15 protein-coding genes are annotated in these 15,989 nt (G+C 72.4%); 9 read left to right on the forward strand and 6 right to left on the reverse strand.

Going from position 1 to position 15,989, the window contains the following annotated elements; translation table 11 throughout:
• Positions 1-20 precede the first annotated feature (20 nt).
• The 3 genes from PT931_RS03905 (at position 21) to PT931_RS03915 (ending at position 3,332) form a co-directional block, all read left to right on the forward strand.
• Positions 21-977 (forward strand): C40 family peptidase, encoded by a 957-nt coding sequence (locus tag PT931_RS03905; protein WP_456244312.1) that lies wholly within the window; start codon positions 21-23, stop codon positions 975-977.
• Between the two features lie 184 nt (positions 978-1,161).
• A complete protein-coding gene (locus PT931_RS03910; protein WP_456244313.1) occupies positions 1,162-2,127 on the forward strand; it encodes a C40 family peptidase in 966 nt (321 codons plus the stop codon).
• A gap of 323 nt (positions 2,128-2,450) precedes the next feature.
• Entirely contained in the window at positions 2,451-3,332 is an 882-nt protein-coding gene (locus PT931_RS03915; protein WP_456244314.1) for an alpha/beta hydrolase, read from the forward strand.
• A gap of 77 nt (positions 3,333-3,409) precedes the next feature.
• Here the strand turns inward: PT931_RS03915 and PT931_RS03920 are convergent, their stop codons facing one another.
• From PT931_RS03920 to PT931_RS03940, 5 genes are all read right to left on the reverse strand, one after another.
• Positions 3,410-3,892 carry a GNAT family N-acetyltransferase gene (locus PT931_RS03920; RefSeq protein ID WP_456244315.1) on the reverse strand — a complete coding sequence of 161 codons (483 nt, stop codon included), beginning with the start codon at positions 3,890-3,892 and terminating at the stop codon, positions 3,410-3,412.
• A 181-nt stretch (positions 3,893-4,073) separates the two neighbouring features.
• The gene (locus tag PT931_RS03925; protein WP_456244316.1) at positions 4,074-5,270 is read right to left on the reverse strand and encodes a hypothetical protein; all 1,197 of its coding nucleotides are present in this window, start codon (positions 5,268-5,270) and stop codon (positions 4,074-4,076) included.
• Between the two features lie 486 nt (positions 5,271-5,756).
• Entirely contained in the window at positions 5,757-6,701 is a 945-nt protein-coding gene (locus PT931_RS03930; RefSeq protein WP_363728044.1) for a sigma-70 family RNA polymerase sigma factor, read from the reverse strand.
• Between the two features lie 200 nt (positions 6,702-6,901).
• Positions 6,902-7,804, reverse strand: coding sequence for a DMT family transporter (locus PT931_RS03935; protein WP_456244317.1), 903 nt, complete (start codon positions 7,802-7,804; stop codon positions 6,902-6,904).
• Positions 7,805-7,814: 10 nt separating this feature from the next.
• A complete protein-coding gene (locus PT931_RS03940) occupies positions 7,815-8,705 on the reverse strand; it encodes an N-acetylmuramic acid 6-phosphate etherase (RefSeq protein ID WP_456244318.1) in 891 nt (296 codons plus the stop codon).
• Between the two features lie 117 nt (positions 8,706-8,822).
• On the opposite strand from PT931_RS03940, the gene PT931_RS03945 reads away from it, so the two are divergent.
• The 5 genes from PT931_RS03945 (at position 8,823) to PT931_RS03965 (ending at position 13,892) form a co-directional block, all read left to right on the forward strand.
• On the forward strand, positions 8,823-10,079 hold the full coding sequence (locus tag PT931_RS03945) for an FAD/NAD(P)-binding protein (RefSeq protein WP_456244319.1): 1,257 nt from the start codon (positions 8,823-8,825) through the stop codon (positions 10,077-10,079).
• 134 nt (positions 10,080-10,213) lie between these two features.
• Positions 10,214-10,630: a hypothetical protein gene (locus PT931_RS03950; protein ID WP_456244320.1), complete on the forward strand. Its 417-nt coding sequence runs from the start codon at positions 10,214-10,216 to the stop codon at positions 10,628-10,630.
• Positions 10,627-10,929, forward strand: coding sequence for a hypothetical protein (locus PT931_RS03955; protein ID WP_456244321.1), 303 nt, complete (start codon positions 10,627-10,629; stop codon positions 10,927-10,929). Before PT931_RS03950 ends, PT931_RS03955 begins: the two co-directional genes overlap by 4 nt.
• Before the next feature lie 55 nt (positions 10,930-10,984).
• Entirely contained in the window at positions 10,985-12,796 is a 1,812-nt protein-coding gene (locus tag PT931_RS03960) for a serine/threonine protein kinase (RefSeq protein WP_456244322.1), read from the forward strand.
• 211 nt (positions 12,797-13,007) lie between these two features.
• Positions 13,008-13,892, forward strand: a complete 885-nt coding sequence (locus tag PT931_RS03965; protein ID WP_456244323.1) for a dioxygenase family protein — start codon at positions 13,008-13,010, stop codon at positions 13,890-13,892.
• A gap of 230 nt (positions 13,893-14,122) precedes the next feature.
• On the opposite strand, the gene PT931_RS03970 is transcribed toward PT931_RS03965, so the two are convergent.
• The gene (locus PT931_RS03970) at positions 14,123-15,037 is read right to left on the reverse strand and encodes a sigma-70 family RNA polymerase sigma factor (protein ID WP_456244324.1); all 915 of its coding nucleotides are present in this window, start codon (positions 15,035-15,037) and stop codon (positions 14,123-14,125) included.
• A gap of 284 nt (positions 15,038-15,321) precedes the next feature.
• Between PT931_RS03970 and PT931_RS03975 the strand changes: the two genes are divergently transcribed.
• Positions 15,322-15,945, forward strand: a complete 624-nt coding sequence (locus tag PT931_RS03975) for a TetR/AcrR family transcriptional regulator (protein ID WP_456244325.1) — start codon at positions 15,322-15,324, stop codon at positions 15,943-15,945.
• Positions 15,946-15,989 lie beyond the last annotated feature (44 nt).

Raw genomic sequence — 15,989 nt, forward strand, 5'->3', positions numbered from 1 at the left:
ACGAGGGAAGAGAGTCCTCCTTGGCACCATGTTCCGTGCCGGGGCTGCTGCGCGCCGCGCTCACTGTTGTGGGCGTCTCCGTGCTGGCCGTCTCGGGTCCGATGACCGCCGCTCAGGCCGATCCCGGTACTGACACTCAGGGCAAAATCGATCAGAACGCCCGCGAGGTCACCCAGATCTCCGGTGAGTACGACAAGGTGCGCGCGACGCTGGCCAGTACCCGGCTCGTCGCCGACACCGTCGCCGCGAAGTTGGCCCCCCTCGCCGACAAGGTCGCCGCGACCGCCAACCCGCTCGGCATCGCCGCCCGGCCCACGACCTCCCTGTTCGACCAGGTCGGAGCCGCCGCCGTGGCCACCCGTCCCGCGCCGGACAGCGTCGGGGACCTCACCAGCGCCCGGGGCGAGCTCGACGCCGAGAAGGCCCGCCTGGACGGCCTGATCGCCGAGCAGACGAAGCAGGAGACCACCCTGGCGGCGAAGAAGGCCGCCCTGGTGGCCGCCAACGCCGCGCTCGTCCAGGAGCGCGACGAGGCGAAGGCCGCCGCCGAACGGGCCAGCCGGTCCGCCGAGCGGTCCACCAGCCCGTCGAACACCTCCAACACCCCGCCGCCGAACGTTTCGGGCAAGGCGGGCGTGGCGGTGCAGTTCGCGTACGCGCAGCTCGGCAAGGCGTACGTCTACGGCGCGGCCGGCCCGGACACGTACGACTGCTCCGGCCTGACCATGCGCGCCTGGGGCGCGGCCGGCGTCGGCATCGGCGGGCACCAGACGAACGCGCAGTGGGCCGCCACCACCCGGATCGGCCGGGGCGACCTGCAGCCGGGCGACCTGGTGTTCTTCTACGGCCTGGGCCACGTGGGCATCTACGTGGGCAACAACCAGGTGATCCACGCGCCCCAGCCGGGCGAGTCGGTGAAGATCTCGAACGTCGACTCCATGGGCGGGTACGACGGCGCGGGCCGGGTCCGCGGTTAGTAGTTCCGGCTTTCCCGGGTAGACCCATTTGTGTGCCCGGTTTCTCGACCACCGAGAAAACAGCTCATCACCTCGCGTGATGGGCTGTTTTCTTTGTGTAGTAGGCATTTCCCGAAGGTGGCACGCATCTCACAAGGCGGGTAACGTGGGCGCGGCTTGTTGCCTATGAAAGGGTCGTGCTGCGTTGACCACCGTCAGCCGGAAACCCCTCCGCGTACTGGCCATCGGCTGCCTCCTCGCCGTCGCCGCAACCCTCGGCGCCTCACCCGCCCAGGCCGAGCCCACCCCCGCCGAGCTCGCCGCCCAGATCGACAAGGCGTCCGAGGAGCTCGAGAAGGTCATCGAGTCCTTCAACAAGGTGACCGAGCAGCTCAAGGTCACCCGCGAGGCCGTCGACAAGCTGAACATCCAGCTCAAGCCGGCCCAGGACAAAGTGGACGCCGCGCGGGGCCGGATCGGCGCCGTCGCCGCCGCCGCCTACAAGGGCCAGAGCGTGTCCTCGATGAGCGCCCTGCTCAGCTCGCAGAACCCGTCGAGCCTGATGGAACAGCTCACCATCCTCGACCAGTTCGCGTACGGGCAGCAGCAGGAGATCGCCGCCTACAACGAGGCCAAGTCCGCCTACGACGGCGAGAAGACCAAGCTCGACGCCGCCCTCAACCAGCAGACCGCCCAGGAGAAGGAACTCTCCGGGCAGAAGGCGAAGATCGAGGAGGAGCTGAAGAAGCTCCAGGAGCAGCGCAAGAAGGCCGGCATCGGCCCGGGCGGCACCGTCGGCCTCCCGGCCCCGCACCTGCCGGGCACCGCGGGCAAGGCCGTCGACTTCGCGTACGGCGTCGTCGGCAAGCCCTACATCTTCAACGCCGCCGGCCCCAACGGCTACGACTGCTCGGGCCTCACCATGGCCGCGTGGAAGTCCGCCGGCGTCTCCCTGCCGCACAACGCGGCCATGCAGTGGGACGCCACGGCGCACATCCAGCGCGGCGAGCTCCAGCCCGGCGACCTGGTCTTCTCCAACGGCCTGGGGCACGTGGCGATCTACGTCGGCAACGACAAGGTGATCCACGCCCCCCAGCCGGGCCAGAACGTGATGATGGCCCCCATCACCCAGATCGGCAGCATCTACGGCTACGGCCGCGTGCGTGGGTGAGGACCCGCTGAGGACGACGCTGGCGGCGCCTCGGCGGAAGGTGCAGGGCGCTGCCCTAGCCCCTTCCGCCGACGCTTGCCAGCCCCGCCCTCAGCGGGCCACTTCGTCTTAGGTCAAAAGCTTTTTGTGGGGTACGCCATTCGGCGTGCCCCACTTTTGTGCGGGGCGTGGAATTGGGTTGAGGAGAGGGTGCGGGGTGTCGCAGACTCGGGGCGTGTGTTCCGTTATCCACAACTGGCAGGCCGCGCGCATCCGGGTGGCGCTCTGACCGTGGTGTCGGCCGTTGTCGGCACCAGGGTCCCGCGTCCACAGTTCACCTCAGGATGACGAGGAAATTCACCATGCGCGCACCCGTACCCCCCATTTTCGTGTTCGTTCACGGCGGCTCCAGCAACGCCCAGGCATGGGGTCCGTTGCAGAACGAACTGGCCCTGCTCGGTCACCGCTCGCACGCCGTCGACCTGCCCGGTCACGGCAGCCGGGCCGACAGCCCCGCCGCCTACTACCGTCAGCCCCAGGACCTCGGGGCGCTCGCCTCGGCGCCCTCCCCGATGCGCGGCGTCACGTTGCGGGACAACGTGCGGCACGTCGTCGACACCCTGCGGCGACTCGCCGGGCCGGCGCCGGTCGTCCTGGTCGGCAACAGTCTCGGCGGCCTGACGATCAGCGCCGTCGCCAACGCCGCACCGGAACTGCTCCACCGCGTGGTCTACCTGTCCGCGCTCTGCCTCAGCGATCCGGCCATGCTCACCGAGCCGTGGGACGTGGTCGACGACAACCTGCTGGACGCGGCGGTGGCCCGGATCGCCGTACCGGGCGAACGCGAACCCGGGGTGGCCCGACTGAACTGGCGCGGCGCCCACGCCGATCCGGAGCTGTTCGCCGCGTTGAAGGCCGCCATCATGGCCGACTCCACCGACCACCAGTTCCGGCTGCTGCTGGACTCCATGGACCCGGACGAGAACTACTCGGTACTGGAGCCGGCGGCCCTGGTCCGGGCCGACAGCTGGGGACGTGTCCCGCACACCTACGTCCGGCTCGCCGCGGACCGCAGCCTCACCCCGGCCGTGCAGGACCACATGATCCGCCGGGCGGACGCTCTGACCCCGGACAACCCCTTCGACGTGCACACGCTGACCGCCTCGCACGTCGGCTACTTCAGCCAGCCCCGGCCCTTCGCGGAGTTGCTGGCAAGCCTCGTCTGAGGCATCCGCGGCGCCCGGGCGGCACGTCCCCGACATCGGTGGCGGGCCGCCCGGGCTCCCGCCACACCCCGGGGTGGTCAGACGGTCGCGGTGGTCAGGTCCAGTTCGGCCACGGGTTGCTCGCCGCTGAGTTCGCCGGTCGGGCGGAAACCCAGGCCCAGGTAGAAGCCCCCGGGGCCGTCGGCGTCGGGCGCGTAGGTGACGGTCGCCCGGGAACCTCCCCGGCGGCGGATCTCGTCGCACACGGCCCCGACGGCGAACCGGCCGTAGCCGCGGCCCTGGTGGTCGGCGGCGATGTTCAGGCGCCACAGGCCGGAGCGGAGCAGTTCGGGCGGGTCGGTGTCGTAGAAGTGGACGTCGAAGAAGGCCATCACGAAGCCGACCGGCTCGTCCCCGTCGAGGATCAGGCGGGGCCAGGCGATGTCGGGGTGCACGTACGCCTCGGCGAGGGACCGCGCGACCGACTCCACGAACCGCTCCTGGCCGGCCCGCACCGTGACCGCGCAGGCCGCGTCGACGTTGTCGGCCGTGATCTTCTCTAGGCGGAGCTCGGAGGTCATCCGGGCACCCTACCCACGCCTCCGGACCCGGTGCGACCGAAATCCGCCGACGCACCCGGAGCTGGGGACGCAGGGAAGCTCAGGCCGTGCGGCCGACCTCGTGGCGGCCCGGGCCCGGGGCGTCGCTCGTGGGGGCCCCGGACCCGGGGCGTCGCTCGTGGGGCCCGGACCCGGGGCGTCGTCAGGGGCTCGACTGGTAGGAGACGCGGATCCGGACGTAGTACGGCGCGGTGTGCAGGTTGATCTCGTCGAACACGACGTAGGAGACGGCGTTCGGGCTGGTCGACTCGCGGCGGCAGTACCGGTCACCGGGGTTGATCGGGTATTCCGGCATGGTCAGCTTGATCGCCTGGTACACGTCGCCGGGGCGGTCCGCGGCGGCCAGGCAGTCCTGGAACGTGGGCCGGTGGTTCGCGACCCGGGTGTCGGCCCAGCCGTAGTAGTAGAGCTGGACGTCGTTGGGCTTGAAGTACATCATCCCGGCCGCCCCGGTCTGCTTGGTCGGCGTCGCCTGGCCACCGTGCCAGTCCACCCCCTCCAGGTCGTACAGGGTGAAGGCCGTCTCCGTCACCTGGTTGTCGGGCTGGGGCTCCGGGCGCGGCTGCGGCGAGGACACGACGCTCGGGCCGGGGGTGGCCCGCACCGGGAGCGGTCCGGCGGTCCGGGGCGGGGTGGTGGCCGACCGCCGTCCCGGGTCTCCGCCCGGGTCGACGGGCAGTGTGCCGGCCCCCGGCCCGTGGGCGGTCCCGCCCGGCGTCGGCGCGAGGGAGGCGGCCGACGGGCGGGCCCCGGCACCCGACTCGGCCCGGCCGCCGCTCCGGTTGAGGTGCAGGACCACGAGCACGACGAGTACCAGCGCCGCGACCACGGTCAGGGCGAGCACCGCCAGTCCGGTGGACCGCACGATGTGCACGTTGTTGGTGCCGTGGTCGTTGGCGGTGAAGTGGAAGTCCCCGCGCGGCACCGGGGGCCGGACCGCCCCGGAGCGCTGCCCGCCCGGCGGGGTTCCCGTGCCGCCACCGGCGTGCGTGCCACCCGCAACGCCTCCGGCCGACGCCGCGATGCTCCCTGCGGCCGCGCCTGCCGCCCCGGACCCGGTCCCGGTCCCGGTCCCGGTCCCGCCGGAAGGATCTCCCGCGCCGCCGTTTCCGGCCCCAGGCGATCCCCCGGCTGGGTCCCCGCCCCGCGCTGCCCGCACCGCCGCCGCCTGCCGGAGGCGCTGGTATCCCTGGTCACCGAGCCCGATCAGCGCACAGAACACGCTGATCACCCCGGACAACGTGCTGGCCCGGGTCGTGTCGAGGAGGGCGAACACGGCGGCCAGTCCCGCCAGGGCCGCACACCCCACCCAGGGTGCGATCCGGAGCCACTTCCGCATCCCTCCATGATGGATCACGCCCCCACCGGCCCCGCTGTCATCTTCCAGACCGCGCCCTGTGCCGGGCGTCCGCACGGGGCCGCCCGGCACGTCGTCGCAATGCCGTCAGCTGCCGGGAAACACCAGCAGCCCGCCCCACACCCGTGCGACGATCACCGCATCCCGACAACAGGTGCCCGGGGCACCCGAGACCTGACAGGTCGAACCGGTGGGAGTAAGAGGCGGCAGGCGGGAGCCCCGCACGCGTGGCGCACGAACGGCGCCCTGAGTAGGCCCCACCGGACCCGGCTCGGCCAAGACGCACCACCCAGCCCGCCCCGGCGACAACCACCCGCCCCGGTCCGGCCGAACGAGCGCGACCAATCCACCACCACACGCCACCCCAGCCGAGCACGGCCAAGCCGCCCCGACGGCCCGGTGCCCGCACACACGAAAGGGGCCCCGGCCAACCGGCCCGGAGCCCCTCCGTCAGAACCTACCCACTACCTACGCCGCGACGGACATACCCTCCGCACGGGCCAGCTCACGGAGCCGCCCGAGCGCCTGGATCTCCAGCTGCCGGATCCGCTCCCGCGAGAGCGAGAACCGCTGGGCGACCTCGGTGAGCGAGTGCTCCCGGCCGTCCTCCAGGCCGTAGCGGGCCCGGACGATGCCGGCGGACCGGTCGTCGAGGTGACCGATCATGGAGTCGATCCGTTCGCGCTCGAGGCCGGCGAGGACGATGTCCTCGGGGCTGGGCGCGTCGGAGTCGGACACCAGGTCGCCGAGGCTCGTGTCGCCGTCGTCGCCGACGGGGGTGTCCAGGGACACGGTGTCCTGCGACCAGCGCTTGAGCTCGTTGACGCGCTCGACGGGGACGCCGAGGGCGTTGGCGAGCTGCTCGACCTCGGGCTCGCCGCCCAGCTCACGGGTGAGCTGGCGGGCCATGCTGCGCATCCGGTTGACGTCCTCGACCAGGTGGACGGGGAGTCGGACGGTGCGCTCCTGCTGGGCGATGGCCCGGCTGATGGCCTGGCGGATCCACCACGTCGCGTACGTGGAGAACTTGAAGCCCTTGACGTAGTCGAACTTCTCGACGGCCCGGACGAGGCCGGTGTTGCCCTCCTGGATCAGGTCGAGCATCGGCATGCCGCTGCGCACGTAGCGCCGCGCGATGGAGACGACGAGTCGCAGGTTGGCCTTGATGAACTGGTCTTTCGCTTTCTGCCCCTCGGACACGAGCTCGGCGAGTTCGTCCGCTTTCACACCCTGGGGTGCGTTGTCCTCGGCGAGCAGTCGGTCCGCGTACAGCCCGGCCTCCACGGCCTTGGCCAGGTCGACCTCCTGCGCCGCGGCCAGCAGCGGCGTCTTCGAAATCTCGTGCAGGTAGACACCGACGAGGTCGCGCTCTTCAGCGACATCTGCCGTTCGCAAAACCCGAGTCTTCTCCACGCGCGCCGAACCTCCCGTGCTTGACGTGTCACTGTCATAACGAGCGAGGACGCCTGACCATTCCGGCGACCAGGCGTCTGGCCGTGAGACGTAGGTAACTCGCGGCTGTGACGGTGCCGCGAGTGGTCACACGTAGTAGGACGCTTGAGCAGGGCCCTCTGGTTCCCACTGTGTAATCGAACACAGCGTGTAACCATATGTTAAGCGTTGTTTGCACTTATTTGTCTGGCCGGAACGGTCGGCCTTCTGACCAGAGCGACAGCGAACAGCACGATCACCATCCCTCCGATCACCTGCAGGCTCAGGGGTTCCTGGAGTAACACGTACCCCAAAAGCACCGCGACAACCGGAAGTAGGTAGGTCACGACGGAGGCGGTGGGGCCCTCGTCGGCGACGAGCCGGTAGTTCAGGACGTACGCGACGCCGGTGCCGACCGCGCCCAGGGCGACGATGGCCAGGAAGGGGCCCCAGTGCCACTCGGGGGCGCGCAGGCCGCCGAGGAAGGGCAGCAGGGGCAGGGTGAGCACGGCGCCGACGGCGAGCTGGGAGGCGGACAGGACGACGGACTCGACGCCGCGCCGGACGATGAACCTGTCCATGTAGATGAAGGTGACGCCGTACAGGGCGGCGGCGGTCAGGCAGGCCAGGCCGCCCCAGCTCGCGGCCTCGGAGCCGGACTTCCAGGGCGAGAAGATCAGCAGGACGCCGACGAAGCCGAGGATGACGCCGGCCAGCCGGAGCGCGGTGACCCGGCGGTCGTGGCCGCTCGCGTACCCCACGAGGAGTGTCCACAGTGGGGTGGTCGCGTTCAGGACGCCGGCGATGCCCGAGGACACCTCGGTCTCCCCCACCGCGAACAGCAGGAACGGCAGCACGTTGGCGATCACGGACACGACGGCCAGGTGCACCCAGAGCATCCGGTCGCGCGGCAGCCTGCGGCCGGTGAGCCAGACGAACAGCAGCAGCACCCCGGCGCCGAAGACCATCCGGCCGAGGACGACCTGGATCGGGCTGAAGCTGCGCAGGCCGATCGCGATCAGCAGGAAGCTCGATCCCCAGATCAGGGCCAGGCCGGCGAGCCGAAACACACTTCCACGCTGCATAGTGCGGACACTAGGCGCCGGATGTAAGGAGCACAAGCGCCTTTCGGACCTGATCGTCGGCTGTGATCAAAGCCGCTCTGGCCTGCGCCGTCGTCACCCCGGCCAGCGCTGTGACCAGCGCCACCTTCAGTTCGCCGTCGGCGGCGGCGAGCGCGGCGGCGGCCTCGGGTTCGGGCAGGCCGGTGGCCTCCATCAGCAGGGTCAGCAGCCGGCCGCGGAGCTTGGCGTTGGTGGCGGACACGTCGACCATCAGGTTGGAGTACACCCGGCCGAGGCGGACCATCACGGCCGTGGAGAAGGAGTTCAGGATCAGCTTCTGGGCGGTGGCGGCCTTCATCCGGGTCGAGCCCATGACCGGTTCGGGGCCGGTGTCGGGGGCGATCAGGACGTCGACGTCGGCGGTCGCGGCCGGGTTCGAGCAGATCAACACCGTGAAGCAGCCGGGGGTACTCAGCGCGCCGAGCACGTACGGCGTCCGCCCGCTCGCCGCGATCCCGACCAGCACGTCCCCGGGCCGGACGGCGTCGCGGGCCTCGGCGGCCCCGGCGTCGTAGTCGTCCTCGGCGTTCTCGACGGCGCGCCACATAGCCCCGGGCCCGCCCGCGAGGTGCGCCTGGAACCAGTCGGCCGGCACGCCGTAGGTCGGCGGGATCTCGGCGGCGTCGAGGCAGCCGAGCCGGCCGGAGGTGCCCGCGCCGAAGTAGTGCACGGAGTTCCCGGCGGCCAGGGCGGCGGCGGCGCGGTCGACGACGCCGGCCAGGGCGTCGAGCACCCCGGCGACGGCCCCGGCGACGGTCGCGTCCTCGGCGTTCAGGGCGGCGAGGAGGTCACGGGTGGACAACAGGTCCAGGTCCAGGGTTCTGGGGTTTCGGCCCTCGGTCGGGGCGGTCACACGGATCATGAGGTCAGTGTCCCGCACACAACCCAAGCCAGCTTTCCCTATCGGACTAGTAGGAATAGCGTTAGGCTGCGACTACGCAGAGCGGCGCTGGAGGTTCCCCACATGAGCCGAAGAGTGATGACTGTCATTGGCGGCGGCTGTAGCGGCGCGATCGTGGCCGCACACCTCCTCAGAACCCGGGACGGCACGGTCCAGCTCGTCGAGCCGCGCGCGCGGCTCGGGCGCGGGGTCGCGTACGACACCGAGGACGCCTGGCACCTGCTCAACTCGCGGGCCGGGTCGATGAGCGCGCTGACCGACGTACCCGACGACTTCGTGCGCTGGTGCACCTGGCAGCGACTGCGCGGCGGTCCGGACGACTTCCTGCCCCGCCGCGCCTACGGCCGGTACCTGGAAGCCACCCTCGAACAGGCCGCCGCCGCGCACCCCGGCCGGCTGCACGTGATCCAGCAGCGCGCCGTCCGCGTGGGCCCGGGTTCCGTCGAGCTCGCCGACGGCACCCGGCTGGACACCGACTGGGTCGGCCTCGCGCTCGGCCACGCCCCGACCAGCGACCCGGTCGGCGCGCCGGTCGGCTCCCCCGGCTACGTCGGCGACCCGTGGGCGGCCGGCGCGCTCGACACCGTGCGCGCCGAGGAGCCGGTGGTGCTGCTCGGCACCGGGCTGACGGCCGTGGACGTCGCGTTGTCCCTGGCCCGGCGCGGGCACTACGGCGGCGTGCACGCCGTGTCCCGGCACGGGCTGCTGCCCCGCGCGCACACCGCGCACCGGGGCGACCCCGTGCCGCACCCCGCGCTGCCGACCGGCGGCGAGTCGCTCGGCAAGCTGCTCCGGATGGTCCGGGAGGCCATGGAGACCGCCCCGGACTGGCGGCCGGTGATCGACGCGCTCCGGCACCGGGTCGACGCGTTGTGGCGGGGGCTGACCGGCGAGGAGCAGGCCCGATTCCTGCGGCACGTGGCCCGGTACTGGGAGATCCACCGGCACCGGATGGCCCCCGTGGTGGGTACGGCCGTCGAGCGGCTGCTGGACTCCGGGGAGTTCACGGTGACCGCCGGCCAGGTCGCGCAGGCCACGGCGAGCGGGGTCGCGCTGACGGACGGCCGGACGCTGCCGGGTCGTACCGTGATCAACTGCACCGGGCCGGGGACCTCCGCGCAGACCGGGGACCCGCTGGTCCGCGCCCTGGTCGCCGACGGCCTGGCCCGGTTCGACCGGCACCGGCTCGGCCTCGACGTGGACGACGACGGGATGCTGCTCGGCCGGGACGGCCAACCGTCGCGCCAGGTGTGGACGGTGGGGCCGCTGCGCCGGGGCCGCTGGTGGGAGACGACGGCGGTGCCGGAGATCCGGGCGCAGACCGCGGCCTTGTAACACGTCGCGCCGGTGCGGGAGGTTGCGTCGGATTTTCCTGCTTCCCCCCAGGTCGCGGCATCGGATAGCCTGTGGCCGCACGTTGGCCGGCGGACCCCCCTCCGCTGGTGGGCACGGGGATCAGGGGCACTTCGATGGACACTCCCGCGGGCGATCTGACCCCCGCGCTGCTGGACGCCGCGCAGTGGACGGACGGGATGCTCGCCGACGCCGGCATTCCGGTGTGCGACGTCCCGTTCGTCAGCGTCGGTAGGGCATCCCGGGTGCCGCAGATCCCGCGTACCCAGCGGATCCGGTCGGACTCCTCCTCCCGGCCGGACAACATCCGGGGCTTCCCGTCGTACGCGCTGAGCGAGGCGTGGCGGGACCGGTCGCTGAAGCACCTCGCCCAGGTGCCCACCGAGCCGGTCGTCTCCGACTACCGGACGCCCCGGGCCGGCACCGTGTTCGCGGGGCCGGAGCGGGAGAGCGCCCGGATCGGGTACCCGTCGATGCTGGTCAAGGGCGCGGTGCGGATGGTGCGGCGGCGGGTACTTCACGACTCGTCGTGACGGTCGCGGCCCTGCCGCCGGATGACTGGTCTTCCGTGCTGGTCAGGGTCGCGGAAGGGGCTGACGGCGAGGCCGCGGGGCGGGGCGGGGCCACGCTCGCGGCGGCCCGGCCGGTGGAGCTGTCCGTCCAGGTCCCGGGCAAGGTCTCCCGCCGGACGTCGGCACTCGTGGCCGCGCTCGGCTGCCGGGTCCTGACCGAGCTGGTCGTCCGCCGGGCCGAGGCGGGTCGAGGCCGGCGTCGAGGTGCTGGAACACCGGGGCGGGGCGGCGCCGGCATCGGCGTTGGTGCTCGGTGGTGACGGGGTGCAGGATGTGCACCTGAACGTGCGGACAGGTGAGTGAGAGTGAGGATCCATGGCGGGTAACGCGCAGCCGCTGCGGTCGGGGGACCCGGAGCAGCTCGGCCCGTACCGGATCATCGGCCGGCTCGGCGAGGGCGGCATGGGCAGCGTGTTCCTGGCCCAGCCCCCGGAGGGCCGGCCCGTCGCCCTCAAGGTGATCCGCGCCGACCTGGCCCGCGAGCCCGAGTTCCGCCGCCGGTTCGCCATGGAGGTCGCCCGGGTCCGCCAGGTGCCGCCGTTCTGCACCGCCGAGGTCCTCGACGCCGATCCCGACCACGACACCCCCTACCTGGTCGTGGAGTACGTGGCCGGGCCCAGCCTCGCCGCCGTCATCGGCGAACACGGCCCGCTCACCCCGTCCAACCTGCACGGACTCGCGATCGGGGTGGCCACCGCGCTCACCGCGATCCACGGCGCGGGCGTCATCCACCGCGACCTCAAGCCCGGCAACGTGCTGCTCGCGCCCGGCAGCCCCAAGGTGATCGACTTCGGGATCGCCCGCGCGGTCGACGTCACCCAGAGCCTGACCCGGCCGGACCAGGTGGTCGGGAGCGTGTCGTACATGGCGCCGGAGCGGTTCGGGCCGGAGGGCGGCGGGGTCACCCAGGCGGCGGACGTGTTCGCGTGGGGCGCCGTGGTCGCGTACGCCGGCACGGGGCGGTTGCCGTTCGCGGGCGACTCGATGCCCGGTACCGTCGCGATGATCATGACCCAGGCGCCGGACCTGGCCGGGCTCTCCGGTCCGTTGCGCGACCTCGTCGAGGACGCCCTTGCGAAGGAGCCGAAGGACCGGCCGAAGGCGCGGCAGCTCGTCGACCGGCTGCTGGCGGGCGGGCCGACCCGGGCGCTGAACCTGGAGAAGCTGATCGTGCAGGACCCGGTGACCGGGGGCGTGTCGGTGTCGGACACGGTCGGCGAAGCCGCGTCGGGGTCCGGCACTCCTGGTGAGGGGTCGCGGGGCGCGGGTGGCCGACCCGGGGCCGGCGTTCCCGTTGCCGTCTCCGACTCCGACACCACCCGGGTGAAGCCGCCCGTCCCGGAACCCGCCACACCAGCCGCGCCGGTCGCCGCACGGTCCCCCCGGGGCGGCGGCCTCAACCTCGTACTCCGCGGCATTCTCGCCGTGTCCATGCTGGTCCTGGCGGCGGCCGTCGTCGGCGTCATCACCGGCGTGATCGACCTGCCCGAGGGCGGCCCGACGGCCGTGTCCGACGTCTCCGGCACCCCGGGCCCGTCGGCGACCCCGTCCGGCCCGGTCCCCGCCGGGGCCACCCTGTTCCTCACGGACCCGCTCCGCGCGGAGGGCCCGTGGAGGTCCCGGGACGAGACCGCCACCCTCAAGGCCACCTGCGCCCTGAAGGACGGCATGCTCGTCGCCGAACGCCGCGCGCCGGGCTCCTACCGCTGCCTCGGCCGGTCCGACTACACGATCGCGAACGTCAGCTTCTTCGTGGACGTGACGATCCTGGCGCCGGGCAGCTGCGCGGGCCTGTGGTTCCGCTTCAGCAACGAGGCCGGGTACGCGCTGCGGGTCTGCCAGGACAAGGTGCAGCTCGTGACGCACGGCAAGCCCGAGGGCAGCTCCGTCAACGTGATGCGCGGCTACCCGCTGGCCAGCCCGCTCGCGCCCGGCACGAAGGCCCGGATCGGGGTCGTCACCAAGGGCTCGTCGCTGCGGTTCTTCCGGGACGGCGTCGAGGTCGGCAGCTACACGTCCACCACGTTCACCGAGGGCCGGGTGATCCTGGGCGTGTTCCAGACCGAGGCGGAGCCCGTACCCGTCAGCCGGGTCGGGTTCGCCGACATCGAGATCTGGGAGGGCTAGGGGCCGCCACCAGGCGTTTCCGGCTACGGCAACTACTCCCCGCACCCCCGGCACCCCCATTTAACCCGTATCGATACGGATTGATCGGTGCGTGCCTTCCGCAGACGATGGGCACGCCGCCCCGTGCGACCCGGACCGCCCCCAGCGGCCCCCGGTCGCCCACGCGGCCCGTTGCCGCCCCCGGGCGGCCCACGTCAGGAAGGCACCCCTCATGACCGAGAACGACACGCCCCCAGCGGGCGAGGGCATCCGCCGCAAGACCATCCTCAAGGCAGCACTGCTGGCCCTGCCTGTTCCGATGCTGATCGGCGCGCTGCCGTCGATCGCCGAGGGCACCACGCCCCACGGGCAGCCCCTCGCGCCCACCCCGTTCTGTGACGACGGCGACGACCCGACGCCCGCGCAGACCGAGGGCCCGTACTTCAAGCCCAACTCCCCGCTGCGGACCTCGCTGCTGGAGGCCAACACCGTCGGTACCCGGCTGACCGTCACCGGCTACGTGTTCGGCCTGGCCTGCCAGCCGATCGCCAACGCGCTGCTGGACTTCTGGCAGTGCGACAACGGCGGCGTGTACGACAACGTGGGCAACAAGTTCCGCGGCCACCAGTACACCGACGCGCAGGGCAAGTACACGTTGACGACGATCGTGCCCGGCCTCTACCCCGGACGTACCCGGCACATCCACGTCAAGGTGCAGGCACCCGGCCGGGGCGTCCTGACCACGCAGCTCTACTTCCCCAACGAGCCGCGCAACGCCACCGACACCATCTTCGACCCGGTACTGCTGATGAACGTGACCCAGGTCGGCAACGCCAAGGCCGCGACGTTCGACTTCCTGCTCAACGTCACGCAGACCCCGCCGACCACCCGGCCGCCGACGAGCAACCCGCCCACCACCCGGCCCCCGACCAGCAATCCCCCCACCACCCGGCCGCCGACGAGCGCGCCGCCGCAGGGGACGTGGAAGGCCGGGACGGCGTACGCGGCCGGCGCCCAGGTCACCTACGGCGGTGCCGGGTACCGGTGCCTGCAGGGGCACACCGCGATGGTCGGCTGGGAGCCGCCGAACGTGCCGGCGCTGTGGGCGCGCGTCTGACCTGGCGCGTCTGACCTGACCCGCCCAGGCCTCGGCCCCGGTCCCGCCACGGGGGCCGGGGCCGGGGGCCTTCCCGGAGGCCTTCTCCGCCCCAGCCGGGACCGTGGCCGGCGCCCCAGCCGGCGTCGAGGCCGGCGCCCCAGCCGGGGCCGGGCCGGTGCCCCAGCCGGGGGCCGAGGCCGGTGCCGCAGCCGGTTCCGGGGCCGGGAAGCCGCCCGGGGCCGAGGCCTTCACGACAGGAGTTCGCGCAACCCGGCCCGGCGCGCCACGATCCCGAGCCGCGCGATGCTCTTCTTCTCGATCTGCCGCACCCGCTCCCGGGTCAGCCCGTACGCCCGGCCCACCTGCTCCAGCGTCTGCGGCTCCCGGCCACCGAGCCCGAACCGCATGCCGAGCACCCCGACCTCGCGCTCCGTCAGGGTGTCGAGCGCCGCCCGCAGCCCGGCGGCCAGTTCGGCCCGGCCGTGCGCGTGGTCCACCGGCGCGGCCCCACGGTCGGGAAGGACGTCGCCCAGCTCCCCGTCACCCCCGTCGCCGAGGGGGAGGTGCAGGGAGACCGGCGGGCGCGCGTACCCCCGAATGGCCTCGATCTTCTCCACCGGGAGGTCCGCCGCCGCCGCCAGTTCGGCCGGGGTCGGCTCGCGGCCCAGGTCGTCGCGGAGTTCCCGCTCGGCGCGCTGGACCCGGTTCACCACCTCGACGACGTGTACCGGCAGCCGCACGGTCCGGGCCTGGTCGGCCAGCGCCCGGCTGATCGACTGCCGGATCCACCACACCGCGTAGGTCGAGAACTTGAAGCCGAGGGTGTGGTCGAACTTCCGCACCGCGCGCAGCAGGCCGATGTTGCCCTCCTGGACGAGGTCGAGCAGCGGCAGGCCCCGCCCCGCGTACCTCTTGGCCAGGGACACGACGAGCCGGAGGTTGGCGGCGAGCATGTGCTCGGTGGCCCGCCGGCCGTCGGCGACCAGGGCCCGCAGCCGGGCGCGCTCGGCCGCCTCCGGCGCGGACCCGAGGCGCGCCTCGGCGAGCGCGCCGGCCTCGATCCGGCGGGCCAGCCCGATCTCCTGGTCGGCGGTGAGCAGCGGGACCCGGGAGATCCGCTGGAGGTAGTCGCGCACCTGGTCGGTTGACGTCTGGACGGTCACAACGGCTCCTTCACTGGTCGGCTGGGGGGCGAGGTGCGCCCGACTAGGAGGTCGGGCGCACCGGCTCGGTCATCGCGCCTTGCCGTTGGTCGGCCGGCGCGGCGGTACGGAGCGCCGGCCGGGGATTCCCCTGCCCTGGTCGCGTCCGCCGCGCGGCGGGACGGGTCCGGTCCTGGGTGCCTGGTGCATGCGTGCCCCTCTCGTTTAGGTACGACACAAACTTATGTCGAGTCTAAAAATATGTCAACAACAATTTTAGGGCGGACCTATGCGAGGATGGGGGCATGACGACGATGAGCCTGCGTGAGCGGAAGAAGCAGCAGACGAAGCAGAGCATTTCGGATGTGGCGACCCGGATGTTCATCGAACGCGGCTTCGACGCCGTGACCATCAGCGAGATCGCGGCCGCCGCCCAGGTCGCGAAGATGACCGTCACGAACTACTTCCCCCGCAAGGAGGACCTGGCCCTCGACCTGAGCGACGCGTTCACCGGCTCGCTGGCCCGGACCGTCGCCGACCGGCCCGAGGGCGAGTCAGCGTTCGGCGCGCTGCGCCGCGATTTCCTGGCCGCCGTCGACCGGGAGGATCCGGTGGTCGGTTTCGCGGGCCTGGCGTTCGTCCGCATGATCACGGACAGCCCGGCGCTGACCGCGCGACTACGGGACCTGCACGACCTGCGGGAGAAGGCCCTCGCCGACGCGCTCGCGGCCGAGACCGGGGCGGCGGACATCACGCCGCGGGCCGTCGCGGCGCAGCTCGGGGGGACGCACCGGGTGCTGTTCGACGAGATCGTGCGGCACACGCTGGCCGGGCTCGACAACGCGGCGATCGCGCGGGAGCTGCGGGGGGCCGCCGAGCGGGCGTTCGACCTCTTGGAACCCGCCCTGGGCGGGTACGCGGTGCGCTGACCCGCCCCCGGGACAGGCCTCCGGCGGGGATGCGATCGTTGCGG

Source organism: Longispora urticae (assembly GCF_053902585.1).

Bases quoted from the DNA above. Each gene is read 5' to 3' on its own strand.
- PT931_RS03975 (WP_456244325.1), top strand. From the start codon at position 15,322: ATGACGACGATGAGCCTGCGTGAGCGGAAGAAGCAGCAGACGAAGCAG.
- PT931_RS03945 (WP_456244319.1), top strand. From the start codon at position 8,823: ATGACTGTCATTGGCGGCGGCTGTAGCGGCGCGATCGTGGCCGCACAC.
- PT931_RS03965 (WP_456244323.1), top strand. From the start codon at position 13,008: ATGACCGAGAACGACACGCCCCCAGCGGGCGAGGGCATCCGCCGCAAG.
- PT931_RS03925 (WP_456244316.1), bottom strand. From the start codon at position 5,270: ATGCGGAAGTGGCTCCGGATCGCACCCTGGGTGGGGTGTGCGGCCCTG.
- PT931_RS03940 (WP_456244318.1), bottom strand. From the start codon at position 8,705: ATGATCCGTGTGACCGCCCCGACCGAGGGCCGAAACCCCAGAACCCTG.
- PT931_RS03950 (WP_456244320.1), top strand. From the start codon at position 10,214: ATGGACACTCCCGCGGGCGATCTGACCCCCGCGCTGCTGGACGCCGCG.
- PT931_RS03915 (WP_456244314.1), top strand. From the start codon at position 2,451: ATGACGAGGAAATTCACCATGCGCGCACCCGTACCCCCCATTTTCGTG.
- PT931_RS03935 (WP_456244317.1), bottom strand. From the start codon at position 7,804: ATGCAGCGTGGAAGTGTGTTTCGGCTCGCCGGCCTGGCCCTGATCTGG.
- PT931_RS03960 (WP_456244322.1), top strand. From the start codon at position 10,985: ATGGCGGGTAACGCGCAGCCGCTGCGGTCGGGGGACCCGGAGCAGCTC.
- PT931_RS03920 (WP_456244315.1), bottom strand. From the start codon at position 3,892: ATGACCTCCGAGCTCCGCCTAGAGAAGATCACGGCCGACAACGTCGAC.